Annotated in this window: 14 protein-coding genes and 2 tRNA genes; 10 read left to right on the forward strand and 6 right to left on the reverse strand. The window is 59.8% G+C overall.

The features are described from left to right. The first annotated feature begins 64 nt into the window (after positions 1-64). Complete coding sequence (locus tag QZ638_RS03575; protein WP_295806956.1) at positions 65-538, forward strand: Lrp/AsnC family transcriptional regulator; 474 nt, start codon at positions 65-67, stop codon at positions 536-538. Between the two features lie 10 nt (positions 539-548). Here QZ638_RS03575 and QZ638_RS03580 read toward each other — a convergent pair whose 3' ends face one another. Then, on the reverse strand, positions 549-1,199 hold the full coding sequence (locus tag QZ638_RS03580; protein ID WP_295806959.1) for a 5-formyltetrahydrofolate cyclo-ligase: 651 nt from the start codon (positions 1,197-1,199) through the stop codon (positions 549-551). Positions 1,200-1,401: 202 nt separating this feature from the next. On the opposite strand from QZ638_RS03580, the gene QZ638_RS03585 reads away from it, so the two are divergent. Together QZ638_RS03585 and QZ638_RS03590 are read left to right on the forward strand one after the other, a co-directional pair. Then, complete coding sequence (locus QZ638_RS03585; RefSeq protein ID WP_295806962.1) at positions 1,402-3,378, forward strand: bifunctional 2',3'-cyclic-nucleotide 2'-phosphodiesterase/3'-nucleotidase; 1,977 nt, start codon at positions 1,402-1,404, stop codon at positions 3,376-3,378. Positions 3,379-3,568: 190 nt separating this feature from the next. Continuing rightward, entirely contained in the window at positions 3,569-3,865 is a 297-nt protein-coding gene (locus tag QZ638_RS03590) for a Dabb family protein (protein WP_295806964.1), read from the forward strand. Positions 3,866-3,875: 10 nt separating this feature from the next. On the opposite strand, the gene QZ638_RS03595 is transcribed toward QZ638_RS03590, so the two are convergent. From QZ638_RS03595 to QZ638_RS03615, 5 genes are all read right to left on the reverse strand, one after another. Continuing rightward, positions 3,876-5,327: a deoxyribodipyrimidine photo-lyase gene (locus QZ638_RS03595; protein ID WP_295806967.1), complete on the reverse strand. Its 1,452-nt coding sequence runs from the start codon at positions 5,325-5,327 to the stop codon at positions 3,876-3,878. 23 nt (positions 5,328-5,350) lie between these two features. Further along, entirely contained in the window at positions 5,351-5,593 is a 243-nt protein-coding gene (locus QZ638_RS03600) for a hypothetical protein (RefSeq protein ID WP_295806970.1), read from the reverse strand. A gap of 122 nt (positions 5,594-5,715) precedes the next feature. Next, the gene (locus QZ638_RS03605) at positions 5,716-7,278 is read right to left on the reverse strand and encodes a CYTH and CHAD domain-containing protein (RefSeq protein ID WP_295806975.1); all 1,563 of its coding nucleotides are present in this window, start codon (positions 7,276-7,278) and stop codon (positions 5,716-5,718) included. A gap of 143 nt (positions 7,279-7,421) precedes the next feature. Further along, the gene (locus QZ638_RS03610; RefSeq protein WP_295806978.1) at positions 7,422-7,778 is read right to left on the reverse strand and encodes a hypothetical protein; all 357 of its coding nucleotides are present in this window, start codon (positions 7,776-7,778) and stop codon (positions 7,422-7,424) included. A gap of 187 nt (positions 7,779-7,965) precedes the next feature. Further along, positions 7,966-8,040, reverse strand: a tRNA-Asn gene (locus QZ638_RS03615). A gap of 598 nt (positions 8,041-8,638) precedes the next feature. On the opposite strand from QZ638_RS03615, the gene QZ638_RS03625 reads away from it, so the two are divergent. From QZ638_RS03625 to QZ638_RS03655, 7 genes are all read left to right on the forward strand, one after another. Next, positions 8,639-8,712: transfer RNA gene (locus QZ638_RS03625), tRNA-Cys, on the forward strand. Positions 8,713-8,973: 261 nt separating this feature from the next. Further along, complete coding sequence (locus QZ638_RS03630; protein ID WP_295806980.1) at positions 8,974-9,909, forward strand: pirin family protein; 936 nt, start codon at positions 8,974-8,976, stop codon at positions 9,907-9,909. A gap of 223 nt (positions 9,910-10,132) precedes the next feature. Then, on the forward strand, positions 10,133-10,807 hold the full coding sequence (locus tag QZ638_RS03635) for a protein-L-isoaspartate O-methyltransferase (RefSeq protein WP_295806983.1): 675 nt from the start codon (positions 10,133-10,135) through the stop codon (positions 10,805-10,807). Between the two features lie 205 nt (positions 10,808-11,012). Then, positions 11,013-12,377 carry a TolC family outer membrane protein gene (locus QZ638_RS03640; RefSeq protein ID WP_295806985.1) on the forward strand — a complete coding sequence of 455 codons (1,365 nt, stop codon included), beginning with the start codon at positions 11,013-11,015 and terminating at the stop codon, positions 12,375-12,377. A 280-nt stretch (positions 12,378-12,657) separates the two neighbouring features. Further along, positions 12,658-13,458, forward strand: coding sequence for a PopZ family protein (locus QZ638_RS03645; protein ID WP_295806988.1), 801 nt, complete (start codon positions 12,658-12,660; stop codon positions 13,456-13,458). Positions 13,459-13,650: 192 nt separating this feature from the next. Further along, the gene (locus QZ638_RS03650; protein WP_295806990.1) at positions 13,651-16,503 is read left to right on the forward strand and encodes a valine--tRNA ligase; all 2,853 of its coding nucleotides are present in this window, start codon (positions 13,651-13,653) and stop codon (positions 16,501-16,503) included. Between the two features lie 399 nt (positions 16,504-16,902). Beyond that, a complete protein-coding gene (locus QZ638_RS03655) occupies positions 16,903-18,051 on the forward strand; it encodes an outer membrane protein transport protein (protein ID WP_295806993.1) in 1,149 nt (382 codons plus the stop codon). Positions 18,052-18,123 lie beyond the last annotated feature (72 nt).

The following is an 18,123-nucleotide window of genomic DNA, read 5'->3' on the forward strand; positions in this document are numbered from 1 at the left end:
GCTCGGTTGCATTTTTCGCTATTTCTTGCATAAAATAGAAAATATACGGGAGGAAATTCGAATAATGGCTTTGGATAGGATTGATATCGCCATTCTGGATGCGCTTCAGCAGGATGGGCGAATATCGAACTCCGCGCTTGCCGAGAAAGTGGGGCTGTCCCAATCGGCTTGCTCGCGCCGTCTCGACAATCTGGAGAAAAGCGGCGTGGTCAAGGGATACCACGCCCGGCTTTCAAATGCAGCCCTCGGACACGGCGTTACGGTGATTGTTCATATTTCTCTGTCGGGGCAGTTCGAGCGCACGTTGAGCGAGTTCGAGGCGGCGGTTCAGCGCTGCCCCAATGTCGTGTCATGTCATCTGATGTCGGGCGAGTACGATTATATACTGAGGATCGCCGCGCGCGACCTCCAGGATTACGAGCGTGTTCACAAGGAATGGCTGACGGGCATGCCCCATGTGATCAAGATCAATTCCGCCTTTGCTCTGCGCGAAGTGGTGGACCGCACCGGCGTGGGGCTGAAGCCGCAAATGGCGTGAGACATCGCGGTCAACCGGCGGTGACGATGCGATCCATTGGGACATCGTGGGGCTGCGGGTAGATCGTCGGCAGTTGCGAGAAAGTGTAACCCACGCCCACAAGCAATGGTTTTTTCGGTAAGGCGGCAATGGTGCGGTCGTAGAAGCCACCGCCATAGCCGAGCCGATAGCCGCCCGTGTCGAAGCCGACCAGTGGCGAGATCACGATGTCGGGAATTGCTTCCTCATCCGTCGCTGGCACGGGAATGTTCCAGACGCCGCGTTCAAGTGTGTCTCCGGGACGATAAGGGCGAAAGACGAGGGGAGCGGCTTTGCGGATTACCACCGGCAGTGCCCCGGCAGCGCCACGATCATAAAGACTGGCCAGCCATGGGCGCAGGTCCGGCTCTCCCCGAAACGGCCAGTAGAGTCCCACGATCCGGCCCGACGGATCGCCAATGAGCGTGTCGAGCTTGTGTGCGATGGTGCCGGCAAGGCGACTGCGCTCGGCGGCGGGAACGGCCAGTCGCTCCGCGATGAGGCGATCACGCGTGGCCTTGCGCCAGCGGCGCACCTCCGGCCAGTGTTCTTCCCCCGACGATCCGTGACCACCGTCCAGTTCGTGCATGAAGCAGGGTGGGGAGGCATAGCTCTTACCGCGTTCGCCTGGCATATCGCTCATCCTTGCGTTTCCTCCGCCCTTGTGCGTTGCGCCACACTAAGGGTTCCCTTGCCTGTGGACTGTTCTTCCTGCGACGGGCCGCGTGGAAGACGTGCCGTCCGACTGTCATGCGCGCGTCACGAGATTTTGCTGGAAGTCTCGGCACGACGGCGCAATCATGCCCCTTCGCCGGTTCCTTTTCAAAGGCCAAGGAGAGACGATCATGTTCCCAACGCACGCTTCGATTTCGCGCCGCTCGTTTCTAGCCGGTTCGGCAGCGGCGGGTTCGCTGGCGCTCATGCACCCATTCTCCGCCAACGCTTCGGTGAACCAGGCGCATCTGCGCATCATGGAAACCACCGATCTGCATGTGCACGTTTTTCCTTACGATTATTATGCCGACAAGCCCAACGACACGATGGGGCTTGCGCGTACCGCCTCGATCATAGACGCGATCCGCGCCGAGGCGACGAACTCGATCCTCGTGGACAATGGCGACTTTCTGCAGGGCAACCCGATGGGTGACTACATTGCCTATGAGCGCGGCATGCGGGAAGGCGATATTCACCCAGTGATCAAGGGTATGAACACGCTGGGCTACGATTGTTCGACGCTCGGCAATCACGAGTTCAACTACGGGCTCGACTTCATGTTCAAGGTGCTTTCGGGCGCAAATTTCCCCTTCGTCTGCGCCAATCTGAGCAAGGGAGCGCTCGCGGCCAATGGCCGTCAGGACGATCTCTTCATGAAGCCCTATGTGATCCTCGAGCGCAGTGTGAAGGACGGCAATGGCGATGAACATCCGATCCGCGTCGGCCTGATCGGCTTCGTTCCGCCGCAGATCATGAACTGGGATTCCAAGCATCTGACAGGCAAGGCGATGACGCGCGACATCGTCAAGGCGGCGGAAGCCTGGGTGCCGCAGATGCGGGAAGAAGGTGCCGACATCGTGGTGGCGCTCTCGCATTCCGGCATAGGTCCCGCGCAATACGAGGAGAACCTGGAAAACGCCTCGCTTCTGCTCGCGGGCGTTGCCGGCATCGACGCGATTGTTACCGGCCACAGCCATCTGGATTTTCCCGGGCCGAAGTTCGACGGGCTCGAAGGCGTCGACAACGCGAAAGGAACGATTGGCGGCAAGCCCGGCGTTATGGGCGGGTTCTGGGGGTCGCATCTGGGGCTGATCGATCTGCTTTTGGAGCGGGACGGTCAAAGTTGGGTCGTGGTGAACTCCTCTTCCGAAGCGCGACCGATTTTCAAGCGGGTGGAGCGTCAGACTGAGCCGCTGGTGGAAAGCAAGGCTGCGGTCGAGGATGCGGTGCGCGCGGACCATGAGGCGACGCTGAAATATGTGCGCACGGCGGTTGGCAAGACATCGGCGCCGCTGCATTCCTATTTCGCGCTGGTGGCGGACGATCCCTCGGTGCAGATCGTAAGTCAGGCGCAGACATGGTACATCACCGACATGTTGAAGGACGGCGAGCACGAGGATCTGCCGGTGCTTTCGGCGGCGGCCCCTTTCAAGGCGGGCGGGCGCGGAGGTCCCGACTATTACACGGATGTGCCGGCGGGCGATGTGGCGATCAAGAACGTCGCCGACCTTTACCTTTACCCCAACACGGTGCAGGCCGTTCTTGTGTCCGGGGCGGAGGTCAAGGAGTGGCTCGAGATGTCGGCTGGCATCTTCAACCAGGTGGAGCCCGGAAAGGCGGACCAGGCGCTGCTCGATCCGTCTTTTCCGTCCTACAATTTCGATGTGATCGATGGCGTGACGTATCTGATCGATCTGTCGCAACCGGCGAAATATTCATCGGATGGCGAGCTTCAGAATGCGGAATCCAGCCGCATCGTGGACCTGAAGTTCAATGGAGAAACGATCGATCCGGATCAGAAATTTGTCGTCGCAACGAACAATTACCGCGGCGGAGGCGGCGGCAACTTTCCAGGCATTGGACCGGACAAGGTTATCTTTGCCGCGCCTGACACGAACCGCGACGTGATCGTGCGCTATATCGTCGAGCAGGGCACGATCAACCCTTCCGCCGACGCCAACTGGAGTTTCAAACCGCTGGCGGATACTTCGGTGCTGTTCGAGACGGGGCCGAAAGGGGCGGAATTCGCTGCCAGTGTCGAGGGGGTTTCGATCGAACCGGCAGGAGAAGGCAAGGAAGGTTTCGCGCTTTATCGCATCGCGCTCTAACTGTTGCGTGTTCACGATGAAGCGGTTCTCATTGGCTCGCGGGAGAATGGAAGACGAAGCAGATTTATTTTTTAAAACAATTAATTATTGAGAAAATCGAAGAAATGGATTCAAGCGATGTCGCGCGCCGGCGCATTGACATCCGCTTCCTGGCGGCGCGATCTGCAGCGTAGTTTCAGGAGACAGGCCCGTGATTCGACACATCGTTTTCTTTAGTGCCAGAGACGAGGCGGACGTGGAGCGGATTGCCGAGGGGCTGGGCATGCTGGCCGACATTCCGCATTCGGATTTTTTCGAGATCGGTTTGAACCGCAAGGTGGACCAGATCGGCACCGATGTGGATGTGATCGTTTACGCGGAGTTTCGCGACGAGGCAGCACTGGCGGCTTACAAAGCCGATCCGATCTATGAAGCCTGCATCGCGAAGGTGCGGCCGATGCGCGAAATGCGTGTTGCGGCGGATTTTCTTTCGCGGAAAGCAGGCTGAAAGGCGGTGCTCAGCCGGCCTTTTTGACGGATTTGTAGGCCTCCAGCGCCCGCTCGCGCGCGGCTTTGTGGTCGACCATGGGGCGGGGATAGGTGTCGCCGAGTTTTATGCCGGCCTTGTCCAGCATCTCGGCGGGTGCTTTCCACGGCTGGTGGAGGTGCTTGTCGGGGAGTGCTTCGATTTCCGGCACGAAACCACGCACATAATTGCCTTTTGGATCGAACTTTTCGCCTTGGAGCACCGGATTGAATATGCGGAAAAAGGGTGCCGCATCGGCACCCGAACCCGCCACCCATTGCCAGTTGGCCGGGTTGGAGGCGGGGTCGGCATCCACCAGCGTGTCCCAAAACCATTCCTCGCCCTGCCGCCAGTGAAGCCCCAGATCCTTGACGAGGAAGGAGGCGACGATCATGCGGGCGCGGTTGTGCATCCAGCCCGTTTGCCAAAGCTGGCGCATGGCCGCGTCGACGACGGGATAGCCGGTCTGACCGCGCTGCCAGGCGCGGAGCGCCTTGTCGTCCCTTTGCCAGGGAAAGGCATCGAAATCACGGTTGAAGTTTTCCGTGGCGAACTTCGGATTGTGGAACAGAAGATGCCAGCAGAATTCGCGCCAGCCGATCTCTTTGCGAAAGGTGCGTGCATCCTCACCGGCGAGATCCGTGTCGCCGTCAAGCGCCTGCCAAATCTGGAACGGCGTGATCTCGCCATGCGCGAGATGCGGCGAAAGGCCGGACGTGCCGGCTTCGCCCATAACGTCGCGGCGGGCCTTGTAGCCATCGCCGCGGCCTTGAAGAAACTCGGTAAGCCGCCGTTGAGCGCCGGTTTCGCCTGGTGTCCAGGTGTCGCGCAGGCCCTTTGCCCAATCCGGTTTCGTGGGGAGGAGATGCCAGTCCTCCAGCGTATCCGTTGCCACCTTGCCTTCGAAGGGCGTCAGATTTTCGGGGCGGTCGGCCGGCGGGCGCGGATGCACGGCCTCGACCAGCGCGCGCCAGAAGGGAGTGAACACGCGGTATGGCCCCCCCGATCCTGTCTTCAACCGCCATGGTTCGTGGAGCAGATGGCCAGAGAAGCTTTCCGTCTCGAGATCGCGCTCTCGAAGGGCGGCCTTCATGTCAGTGTCGGCGGCGATCTCCGCGGGGTCGTACCGCCGGTTCCAGTAAACAGTGCTGGCGCCGGCCTCTTCGGCGAGTGCTGTGACCGTCTCCGCCATTGGGCCGCGTCGTAGTACGAGTTTGAGTCCGCGCTTTTGGAGATCGGCCGTTAACGCAGAAAGACTGTGATGCAACCACCATCGCCGGGCACCACCCAGCGGGCGAACGCCTTCGCTTTGCTCGTCGAGAATGAAGGCGGTGACGATGGGCCGATTCTTTTCGGTCGCCGCGCAAAGGGCAAGATTGTCGGAGAGGCGCAGATCGTGGCGGAACAGCACCATCACCGGGTCGCGTTCATTCTTTGTCGGCATGCGATTATCCGTGCGGCGTTGCGTCAATCATCGTTTGTGGCGTTGAGTTCGTCGGGCCGTAAGCCCTCGTCGCCATCACCTGCCGTGGGAAACAACCCCTTGGACTGTGCCCAGGCCCGCAACGCCGCGAGCAACGCCTGATCGCGCGTCATACTTGCGTCCTGCACCATCCTGAAGCGGTCGAGTGCGGCGAGGAGTTCGGCTGGTATCGTGACCGATAAGGTTTCCGGTGCCGAAAAAGGCCGCTGTTCGTTTTCCTGTTTCATTGCGCCCGCCCAATTGTGACTTGTGGTGAGACAACCGGCAGAGAGAAGAAACGTTCCGATTTCAAGCATTTCCTCCATCGGGCGCGACGAGCCAGTTCGTTCTCACTCGCGGCGAATGACACCTATTTGCGGACCTGCTTCCAGAAGGGCGGGCAGGTTTTGACCGCTTTCCAATCGATTTTGGCTGCTGGCCAATCGTGGATCGCGCGGGTTTCGCAACTCCCGACAAGTCGCCCGATGGCCCGTTGTGCGGCGAGATCGTTGATGGAAGAGAGTGGCGGTTTGCTCAGGATCTGATCCGCCACTGCCGCATCGTTCAGGCTGCCGAAAACGGTTTGCAGGGTTTTGAGCTTTTCTGTCATCCGCTTTACGCTGCGGGGCGTATAGAGGGGGGCGAAGAACTCGATCGTGTAGCGCAGCTTCTTGAGTTCCTTGCGCAGCCTGTGCTTGCGCTCCAGCGTGAAGGCGTCGATACCTTTGGCGCTGGTTATGACATGGTTCCAGCGTTTTTCGAGTTTCGCACGCGCAAGATCCTTCAGCTTCCTGCCTGCGGCCGATCGGGACTTTGTCGAACTGCCTTCCCGAATACCGGTCTCGGCGAGTTCGGACAGGTCAAGGAGAAAATTGTTGACCCGCTCGCCCGACAGGAGATGACGAAGATCAGCACGGACGTCGTCGGTGTGGCGTTGCAGTGTGCCGAGAACGGGTGCGGCTCCGTGCGATCGGTCGCCTTCGGAGAAGAAGGGCTGCGCGATGTCGTGCAGGACGACATCGAGATCGCGCAAACGTCCCACTTCGCGACCGAGCCAGCGGGCTTCCTTCTTGAATTTCTCAGCGCTTGCCGGATCGAACTCGCAGGTGAAGAGGGCAAGTGCAACGCGTAATCGTCGAAGGCCGATGCGCAACTGGTGTGGGCCTTCGATGTCGTCGCAACGGCGGACGGCTTCGATGTTTTCCGCAATCTGCGCCAGGCACTCGCGAAGTATGCCGCGCGCGGCGTCGGATGGAGCGTCTTTGCGATTCAATGGAACCGATTTCGCCTTGCGCGGCTTTGCGGGCGGTTCGATATGTCCTCTCTGCGCCAGCAGAAACCCGCGTGCCGCCTTGGAGAAGCGCGAGAAGCGCACCGCTCCATCAGGCAGGAGGAGACGCGCGGTCTTGTAGAGGTCTGCCGGATGGCCCTCAACAAGCTCGATCTCGAGTTCGTTCAAGGGTTCGCTTCGTCCGGCTGCCTTTATTGCGCCGCTGTCGACCGCGAGTTCCGCTTTTGCGCCACCCTCCAGACAAAGATCCACCCTGGTGCGGTGAATGTGGGTTTCGGCGACGGTCTGCAACGGTGTTGCGCTGACCAGTTTTTCGATCTCACCGCGTACGGCGCCGTTTTTTATTGCGTCGATGGAGATGCCGCCATTGAGTGCCGGCTGCTCGATCTCGGTAACTTTGGAGAGACCGCCGGCAATGGAGCCGTTGAGCTTTACGGTCTGCAGCCAGCGCTTGCCGTCGCGCCTAAGGCGTATGGATATGCCGTTTTTGCGTAGAATGCGCGCCGGCGTGTCGAAATAGATACTGCGCAAAAGCCTGCCTGCGTGGACTTTGCGCATCGCTTGCGGCAATTGTTCGATGCGCGCGATGACAGCGGGAATCTGCTGCTTTTCCAGCAGGAGTTTCAACTCGACTTCGGACACGATGCGCCCCCGTGCGCCACCCCGCAACACCATGGCGCGACACTAGAGCATTTCCTCATCTCAGGGAAACGGCGACATGAATACGTAGTTTTGCGGACGGGCGGATGCGGTCGGTCGGGGAACGCGTCGCGCTCCCGCGTCTTTTAATGCCGATCGCGCTCCTGGGGCGGCAGGAGGCGGACGCGCGGATTGACGATGCGTTTGACACGCTCCTCCTTGATGATGCCTTCCCGCGATGTGTGCCTGCGCTCACGACGTGAGCGACGATCCTCACGATCGGCCCGCCGGGCTCTCTGCTTGCGCCAGTGATCGCGGTCATATCTTTGACGGTAGCTGCGGTAATCGTCTCGGTCGTAACGATCATATTCATAGAATCCGCTGCTCACATAGGGGCGGCGATAATCGGAATCGTATGCATAACCCTCTTCATAAACACAGCCGCCGAGAATCAGACCGGCAGTTCCAAGAGCGAGGATCGATGTGATCATTTTCTTCGACATTCCAGACTCCACACACGGATGCATTTGAGAATAACCATTGAAAAACGGCGAATGCGTGTCGATGGGATTGCCGCGAAGAGAAACCGTCGAGCGGTGTGACGGGTGGGAGCGTGCGAAGGCGCCGTCGTCTGAAACGATGATGCCATGCATCGAATTCAAGAGAATATCATATGAAAGGTGTGAAAAGTGGCTCCCCGGGCCGGATTCGAACCAGCGACCAACCGGTTAACAGCCGGTTGCTCTACCACTGAGCTACCGGGGAATGCCTTTGCTCGTGCGAGTGAGCGAGCCTATAGCAAACCAAAATCGGCTTTGCAAAGCGCCAAATGTGATTTTTGCCGTTTTTTTCGGACAGGTCCTCGCATGGACTGCTTTTGCAACACATATGGGACTTCTGCATTTGTAGAACAATCTCATCTTGAGGGCTGAGAACGGTTAATGGAACGACGGATGAGTGAGCGAAACCACGGTCCTAAGGCGGAGGAAAGCAGGCGTCCGTCGGTTCCTCTCATGGGAAAACGCATTCCAATACCCCGTTCGCGGCTTGCCCGTATCGCTGGCGGCGTCCTCCTTGTCTTGCTGGGACTGTTCGGCTTTCTCCCGGTGTTGGGATTCTGGATGATACCGTTCGGGCTTTTGATTTTATCCTACGACATTGCCTCCGTGCGGCGTCAACGGCGTAGAGCGACGGTCTGGTGGAGCCGCCGCAAGGAGCGGAAGGTCGGCACACGCGGTCGGTAAACCTTTCGCGGACATGCGAAAAGCGCTGTCTCCCCGGATAATTTTACGGCGAAGGCGTTTGCCCGCTTGACGGCGAATTGGACGCAACCTATTGAACAGCCGGTGCCGCTTGCCGGCATGGCCTCGTGGCGGAGTGGTTACGCAGAGGACTGCAAATCCTTGCACCCCGGTTCGATTCCGGGCGAGGCCTCCAATTTCCCTTTTTATTCAGTAATGACAGCTACTTAAGCGATCGCGCGTCTCGCTATTGTGTGAGCTGGGTTGCGGTCCTTGCGCTGCTTGTGCGGTTAAGGTTCTGGTTGCCGGCGTTCTGCGGCTCGCTACACACCTTCATTTGCTCACTCTTCTGCAAGGTCGGGTCGGTGACGCATTGTCAACGATCGCGATGTTTCCGGCCGAGGGCGGGGGTGGTATTCCTTTTTGCAGAACCGTGCCCGCTACAAAGGATGCTGCCATGAGCTGGAATCCCGCTCTGTCCCCGGGGTGCCCGGATGACATCGATGCCGACTCCATCGAAACACTCATTATTCCGCGTGCCCGAGACATTGGCGGTTTTGAGGTGCGGCGGGCCTTGCCAGCGCCCAAGCGGCAGATGGTCGGGCCCTTCATCTTTTTCGATCAGGCCGGACCGGCGGAGTTCCTGACAGGCCAGGGGATCGACGTGCGCCCGCACCCACATATCGGGCTGGCGACCGTCACCTATCTTTTTCGGGGCGATTTTCACCATCGCGACAGCATCGGCTCCGACCAGATTATCCATCCCGGTGCGCTGAACTGGATGGTGGCGGGGCGAGGCGTCTCTCATTCCGAACGCACCAGCGCGGTCGCGCGGCAGGGACCGCACAGCCTGCTGGGCATTCAAACCTGGGTGGCGTTGCCGGAAACCATGGAAGACGCCGATCCGATTTTCGAACACCATGAGAAGGAGGCGTTGCCCGAAATCGACGACGACGGTGTGACGCTGCGTCTGATCCTGGGGCGCGCCTATGGCGAAACGGCTCCGGCAACAGTTTACACAGATATGTTTTATGCCGATGTCTCTCTGGGCCCAGATGCGCGCTTTCCATTGCCCGACGATCATGAAGATCGGGGTATTTACGTGATCGATGGAGCGATTTCGGTGGCTGGACAGGTGTTCGAAGCCGGGCGAATGATGGTTTTTCGTCCCGGCGATTCCATCACCGTCAGCGCCGGGCCAGGAGGCGCGCGGCTGATGCTTCTGGGCGGCGCGACTCTCGGCGGACCGCGCCATATCTGGTGGAACTTTGTCGCCTCATCGAAAGAACGTATCGAAGCGGCCAAGGAAGACTGGCGCCGCGCGCGGTGGGGCGCGGGGTTGTTTGACCTGCCGGGGGGAGACGATGAGGAATTCGGCCCCCTGCCGGGCTGATCCGATGGTTTGGCGCAGGCTTGGAAGGGCCGGCAGAACGATCGAAGTTCAAGCGATCCGGGTGAACCCGCAGAGAGCGTTCGCGCGTGTCCTTCCCCGGCCGTCGCGGGGCGATTGACAGGGGCGGCGGCAGCCGTTAGCAAACCGTTTAAATCGTTGTTTTCGGTCGATTGGGAATGTTCACCCGCAGAAGACTCGAAAACAGGCTTCGGGAATCAGACGCATGACAATCGACTTCTCCCAGCAGCGCGCCAACATGGTGGAAGGGCAGTTGCGGACCTCGGATGTGACCAACGTTTCCCTGTTGGACGCGATGGGCGACATTCCCCGCGAAGCGTTTGTGCCGGGTCGTAAGAAGTCACTCGCTTATCTCGATGAGGATCTGGAGATTGCATCGCCGTCGGATGGCATCGGCGCGCGCTACCTTATGGAACCGGCCGCATTCGGCAAATTGATCCAACTGGCCGATGTCCAATCCAGCGATGTGGTTCTCGACGTGGGAGCAGGCACCGGTTATAGCGCTGCCGTTCTGTCGCGCCTTGCAAGCTTCGTCGTTGCGCTCGAAAGCGACGAAGAACTGGCTGCCACCGCGACGGAAGCGCTGAGCGATCTTGGTTGCGTCAATGTCGCTGTCGTCAGCAGCGCATTGCAGGGCGGCTACGCCGACGATGCGCCTTATGACGTGATTTTCATCGGCGGCGCGGTCGACGACGTTCCCCAGAACCTGCTGGATCAACTGCGCGACGGTGGGCGCCTGGTCGCGGTGGTGGGCGTGGGCAATGCAGCCCAGGCGCACCTTTTCGTGAAGGATGACGGTGTCGTATCCAGCCGTCGAGCTTTCAATCTGGCGGTCAAGCCGCTGCCCGGGTTCCAAAAAGAGCCCACATTCGTCTTTTGAGAGGATACTTGTTGCTTTCCTGCAACGGAATTGATCAAGGGTTTGATGTAACGTCTTTTTAAAGAGCGCTTGATTTGGGGGTGGGGGACAGGCTGATGCGTATGTCTCCCGGGCGTGGGTGCCCGGTCGGAAGACCGGAACATACAATCGGGGTGGTGGTGTCCTGTTGGCACGGCTGCCGATAACAGTCCGAGGTTGACAGATCGTGTCTTTTTACCGTCGTTTCCTGATCCCTCTGGTGGCGTCGTCAGCGTTGATTGCTGCGCCGGTCGCCGCATCTGCCGAAACCATTCTGGGTGCTCTGGCAAAAGCTTACGAGAACAATTCCACACTCAATGCGGAACGCGCCGGCGTGCGGGTGACGGACGAGGATGTCGCGATTGCCAAGTCCGGCATGCGGCCGCGTGTGCAGGGCACCGCTTCGCTCGGACTGTCCCACAATGACGGCACCGATATCCGCACCGGCGAATTCGGCATTTCGCTGACGCAACCGATCTTCGACGGCTTCCAGACGCGCAATAACGTTCAGGCCGCAGAAGCGTCGGTTCGTGCTGCCAGCGAGGCGTTGCGCAATCAGGAGCTCGATACGCTTTTCAACGCCGCCAGCGCCTATATGGACGTGATTCGAGACCGCCAGATCGCCGGGCTGCGCTCTCAGAATCTCGAATTCCTCGAAGAGCAGGTGCGCTCTGCGCGCTCCCGCTTCGATGTTGGTGAGGGCACGCGCACCGATGTGGCGCAGGCGCAGGCACGCCGGCAGGCAGCGCTGGCGCAGCTCAGCGCTGCAAGAGCGTCCGTGACATCGAGTTCCGCGGTGTACCGCCAGCTCATCGGCGATGAGCCGAACAGCCTGAAGGCTGCCCGACCGCTGGCAAACCTTCTTCCCCGGAATCTCGACAGCGCGCTGTCGCTGGGGTTGGCCGGGCATCCCGTTATCAAGGCCCGACAGCACCAGATCGATACCGCGTCGTTCCGGGTGAAATCGTCGGAAGGCGCCTTCCTGCCCCAGGTCTCCGGCTCGGTTGGATTGTCGCACAGCTATCAGGACAGCACGCCCGGCTTATCGGCTGACGGATCGCGCGATGCTGCGCGCATCGGCCTCAATCTGACGGTGCCGATCTATCAGGGTGGGCAGGCCTCCGCCCAGGTGCGCAAAAACAAGGAATCGCTCGGACAGGCGCGCATCAATCTCGATGTCAGCCGCGATCAGGTTCGCGCAGCGGTCGTTTCGGCGTGGAGCCAGTATCAGGCGGCGCGTGAATCGCTTTCCGCAAACCGCGAACTGGTGCAGGCGGCACAACTTGCTCTCGACGGCGTGATCGAAGAGCGCAATGTCGGTCAGCGGACCACGCTCGATGTATTGAACGCCCAGGCTGATGTGATCGACGCGAAGATCAATCAAGTCAGCGCCGAGCGCGACATCGTGGTTGCAAGCTACGCAATCCTTTCGGCCACCGGAGGCCTCTCTGCGAGCCGTCTCGGGCTTCAGGTCAGCGAATATCGCCCTGAAGAACATTATCAGGCCGTAAAGGACAAATGGTACGGCCTTCGCACGCCGGACGGTCGCTGACCCCTGTCAGGGCCGGATACGCCGGTTTCGCCCTTTCTTTCTCATCCGATTGTGCATGCCGGGCCCGTAAGGAGCCCGGCATTCTTGTGTGCAACCTGAGACAGGTCCGGTGTGGGGATTCTCATGGGACCGGCCCTGCGGTACCCTCGGTGTTGTGATTCGACCGTTTGCACCGGTGACCGAGCGAGATCAGAGATTGTCTTTCGGACGATGCCGGTGAAGCGGACACAGGCTAGAGGCGGCAAATTTGACTATGTCACAGGGTTTCGGGGCGCAGAAAATGGAAGCAGCAGTCGAAGCGCTGACTTCGAACGGAAACCAGCGCGAGCCTTCCATGGAGGAAATTCTCGCATCGATCCGTCGTATCATCGAAGACAACGATGCGCCTGCGGCGCGTTCGGCCGACGCCGGCGAGACTGGAGAGGCACCGACGAACGAAGCGCCGAATGATGTTCTTGGAGAGGCGGAGGCGCACGGCTCCGAGGTGTTTTCGCAGAATGCGTTGCCGCAAAGCCAGCCCTCCCGTCAATCGGCGCGTCCCTTGCATGCGGGTCCGTCCGATCACGAGGAAGCCGCTTCTGCCGAACAGTCTCATCAGGTGGAGAGTTTTCGTACCGAGTTGCGCGACGCGGCAAAGCGTGAGGACGAAAAATCCTCCGCGGAATCTGCAACGTCGTTTTCCGCAACGGCGGAGACGGCTTCGTCAGACACGGAGCCGGGCGTGGATCGTGGTCTCATGCAGCGGCTCGCCGAGGCGCAGACTGCTCGGTCGACGATCACCATGGCAGAAGGTGGAGCCGACCGGCATTCACATGAGCCGACCCGAATGCCCCAGGCAATCACAGGCGAAGCCGGTGACGACGCGAAGCAAAGCATCCTGTCGGAATATACCGGCCGCAAGGTGGCGGCGGCTTTTGGAGAGTTGAACGAGGCGTTCGAGGCCAACCGTCGGCGCAATTTCGATCAAATGGCTGAGGAAATGCTGCGGCCCATGCTGCAGGATTGGCTGGACAACAATTTGCCGAACATCGTCGAGCGCCTCGTGCGCGAAGAAATCGAGCGGATTGCGCGCGGCGGATAAGCTGTGTTGCCTGCCGGTTGACTTGACCTGACCCTTCGGCTTTACACCGTGCTGTGAACGGACCAGATTGCTGGTTTGCCGTTTCATCGTTTCGCAGGAAACGATGAAACGGGATGATCTGTTGATTCCACGCAATTCCGGACAAAATCGGTTTCCACTTTTTTCGGAATTGCTCTTAGCGCGGAAACCCTCATGCTTGAAAAGACATACGACGCGGGAAGCGTTGAGCCGAAAATCGCTGCACGCTGGGAAGAGGCCGGGGCCTTCAGCGCCGGTGCCGGAGCCGAACCCGGCGCGGAGCCTTTCACCATCGTCATTCCGCCGCCGAATGTGACCGGTTCGCTGCATATGGGCCACGCGCTCAACAACACGCTGCAGGACATCATGGTGCGCTTCGAGCGTATGCGCGGCAAGGACGTGCTGTGGCAGCCGGGCATGGATCATGCAGGCATCGCCACGCAGATGGTGGTCGAGCGCCAGCTCATGGAGAAACAGCAGCATCGCCGCGATATTGGTCGCGAGAAATTCGTGGACAAGGTCTGGGAATGGAAGGCGGAGTCGGGCGGCGCGATCATGAACCAGCTCAAGCGGCTGGGTGCCTCCTGCGACTGGTCACGCGAGCGTTTCACCATGGACGAAGGCTTGTCGAAGGCCGTGGTCGAGGTGTTCGTGTCGCTCTACAAGCAGGAGCTGATCTACAAGGACAAGCGCCTCGTCAACTGGGATCCGAAGCTTCTGACGGCGATCTCGGATCTCGAGGTCGAGCAGGTCGAGACCAACGGCAATCTATGGCATTTCCGTTACCCGCTCGCCGATGGGCTGACCTATGAGCATCCCTACAGGCTGGACGAAGAAGGCAACCGCGTGATCTGGCGGCCTTCGGACGGCGATCCCGATGGCTATGAGACACGCGATTATGTGGTGGTGGCCACGACGCGTCCGGAAACGATGCTGGGCGATTCCGGTGTCGCAGTGCATCCGGACGATCCACGCTACAGAGAGTTGGTGGGCAAGAATGTGCTCCTGCCGCTGGTCGGCCGGCGCATACCCATCGTCGCCGACGACTATCCTGATCCGGAAGCCGGCACCGGCGCCGTCAAGATGACACCGGCGCACGATTTTAACGACTTCGACGTCGGCAAGCGGCACGATCTGGCGCAGATCAATGTGATGGCCACCGACGCCACGATCACGCTCAAGGGCAACGAAGCGTTTCTCGACGGGTTGGAGGGAGCCGATGCGCCTTTGGCGCGGACGATCGCCGAGCTCGACGGTGAGGATCGTTTCGATGCGCGCAAGAAGATCGTCGCCATGATGGAGGAGGCCGAACTCCTGGAGAAGGTCGAACCACACAAGCACATGGTGCCGCATGGCGACCGTGGCGGCGTGCCGATCGAGCCGTTCCTGACCGACCAGTGGTATGTGGACGCGAAGACGTTGGCGAAGCCCGCAATCGCGTCGGTGCGCGAGGGGCGCACGAATTTCGTGCCGAAAAACTGGGAAAAGACCTATTTCGAGTGGATGGAAAACATCCAGCCCTGGTGCGTTTCCCGCCAGCTATGGTGGGGACACCAGATTCCGGCCTGGTACGGCCCGGACGGACAGGTCTTCGTCGAGAAGGATGAGGAGACCGCGCTTGAGGCCGCAATCCAGCACTACATCTCGCACGAGGGCCCCTGGAAGGCCTGGGTCGAGGACAAGCTGGAAAATTTCAAGCCCGGCGAAATCCTGACACGTGATGAGGACGTGCTCGACACATGGTTTTCCTCCGCGCTGTGGCCGTTCTCGACGCTCGGTTGGCCGGACAAGACACCGGAGCTTGCACGTTACTATCCGACATCGGTTTTGGTGACCGGCTTCGACATCATCTTCTTCTGGGTCGCCCGGATGATGATGATGGGCATGCACTTCATGGAAGAGGAGCCATTCCACACCGTTTATGTGCATGCGCTGGTGCGCGACAAGTCGGGCGCGAAGATGTCTAAGTCGAAAGGCAATGTCATCGATCCACTCGAATTGATCGACGAATACGGCGCCGACGCGCTGCGCTTCACGCTGACGATCATGGCGGCACAGGGCCGCGACGTGAAGCTCGACCCGGCGCGCGTGGCCGGCTACCGCAATTTCGGCACCAAACTCTGGAACGCGACGCGTTTCGCAGAAATGAACGGCGTCAAGCGGGACGAGAGCTTCCGCCCCGAAAATGCGAAGCTCGCCATTAACCGCTGGATCCTGACGGAGCTGACGCGCGCCGCGAAGGGCGTGACCGAGGGTATCGAGACATATCGCTTCAACGAGGCGGCGGGAACCGCGTATCGTTTCGTGTGGAGTCTGTTCTGCGACTGGTATCTGGAGCTTCTGAAGCCGGTTTTCGCCGGTGAGGACGAGGAGGCCAAGGCCGAGGCCCGCGCCTGTGCGGCCTATGTGCTCGACGAAACATACAAGCTCCTCCACCCGATGATGCCTTTCATGACGGAAGAGTTGTGGGCCCACACGGGCGGGGACGCCGGGCGCGTCGCCGTTCTGGCGCTGTCGCGCTGGCCAGCGCCCGATTTCGAGGACGACGATGCGGCGGCCGACATCAATTGGCTTGTCGATCTTGTGTCGGGCATCCGTTCGGTGCGTGCGGAAATGAATGTGCCGCCATCCGCCACCGCGCCGCTGGTGGCTGTCGGGGCGGACGAGGCCATGCGCGCGCGCATTGCCCGTCACGACCCGGCCATTCGTCGGCTTGCACGCGTGGGCGAGCTTGGCTTTGCCGGCGAAGCGCCGAAGGGCTCGGCGCAGATCGTGCTCGGCGACACCACCTTCTGCCTGCCGTTGGGCGATCTGATCGATCTTTCGGCGGAAGCCGCGCGGTTGGAAAAGGAGATCGCCAAGACGGTCTCCGAGACGCAGCGTCTGGAAAAGAAGCTCGGCAACGACAAATTCGTGGCCAATGCGCCGGAGGAGATCGTGGCGGCGGAGCGCGAGAAACTCGCCGAGTTCGCCGAAGCCAGGAGTAAGCTGGAAGTGGCACTCGCACGTGTCAGGGACGCTGGCTGAAGGGCTGAACAGGGATTGTCGAATCCGAAAGCCGCGCTCGCCGATTATAGCGAGCGCGGCTTTTCGCATGTGCGGTTGATTCGTCGGCTGCGGCGGGATAGGCGCGAAAAGGAGCTCAAAGCGTCTGATTTATGACAGTTCGACGAAATCCTAGGGTGGTGTGGCTTTTGTGCCACTGGAGCCCGGATTGTGCGCGCGGTGAGCCAAAATATGCCGATTCCAAGGGAATTTTAAGGTGCGCGGCGCGTAGCTGACGGTAAGCGCAACCGTTGCCATACGGCTATCCGATAGACGTATTACGTTAACGTAAGCGTGAGGTGCGACAAGTTGTACAGTAACAATTGAGGTTTGGGACGGCGCTGCTATTCTCGAACCGACAATTGGAGGAGAGGGGATCTCATGCGTTTAGTTCGCATTCTTTCGGCTTCGACCGTTTTAGCTGCAGCGATAGGGTCTGCTCATGCCGGTGGTTTTTCGCGCGGCACTGCAGACACCGATATTCTGTACGAGGAAGGCAATTTCAACATGCGGGCGGGCGCGATCATTGTTGTGCCCACGCAGAAGTTCAAGACCGGTCCGGGGGGGACGACGTCGGGTGGAGTCGTTGGCACAGATTATCTGGGCACATATGCTATCCCCAGCGCTGCAATAAAACTCAAGGTAAGCGACAATCTGTCCTGCGCGGGAACGTTCACGAGCGCCTACGGGGCGAACTCAGTATACGACGCACCGTACGGTCTTACGGGCAAGCTGAGTGAGGATTTTACGGTTACAGAGTTTGGCGCGACGTGTGCGGTCTTTTTCGACCTTGGAAAGGGACGGCTTTCCATACTGGGGGGCGGTTTTGTCGAAAAGTTCGATTATTCGTTGAGCGCGCTTCCGACATTACCGGGTCTCGGTTCCGCCCCATTGAGCGTCGATCTCAACAGCACGGCCACGGGGTGGCGTGCCGGGGTCGGATATGAAATTCCCGAAATCGCATTCCGCACCCAACTCATGTACCGTTCGGGAACGAAGCACAACGCCGATGGAACAGGTTCGCTTGCTGGCGTGATTCCGCTCACAACGACGGGCCGCGGAAGCCTTCCGCAAAGCGTCGAGTTGAAGGTTCAATCGGGCATCGCTCCCGGCTGGCTTGCATTCGGTTCTGTCAAATGGACGGACTGGTCGGTGAATGAGACACTCGACCTGAGCATGTCCGGTGTTCCTGTCATTGGAACGATCGACAGCTTGAACCAGTATTATTGGCGGGATGGTTGGACGGTAACCGGCGGTATTGGACACGCGTTTAACGACAATGTGTCAGGTCTCGTTTCGTTACAATGGGATCGTGGCGTTGCCACAGGGTACGATTTTCGGACCGACAAATGGCTTTTGGCGACCGGCGTCGGCATCAAAGATCCGTTGGGCGGCGAACTGCGCCTCGGTGGCGCGGTGTCCTATTTAACGTCCGCCGAGATCACCGCGGCGGATTCCAACGAGTTCGGTGCGTCCGTGGATTCGGGTTGGGCAGGAATTGTCTCTGCGAGCTATTCGGTCAAGTGGTAACAACCCAAGCTTTAAACAAATCGTCTTGTTTAAGACCCGGCTTCGGCCGGGTCTTCTCGTTTCGATCGACGG

Origin of the sequence: uncultured Nitratireductor sp. (genome assembly GCF_913053745.1) — a bacterium.
GTDB lineage: Bacteria > Pseudomonadota > Alphaproteobacteria > Rhizobiales > Rhizobiaceae > Nitratireductor.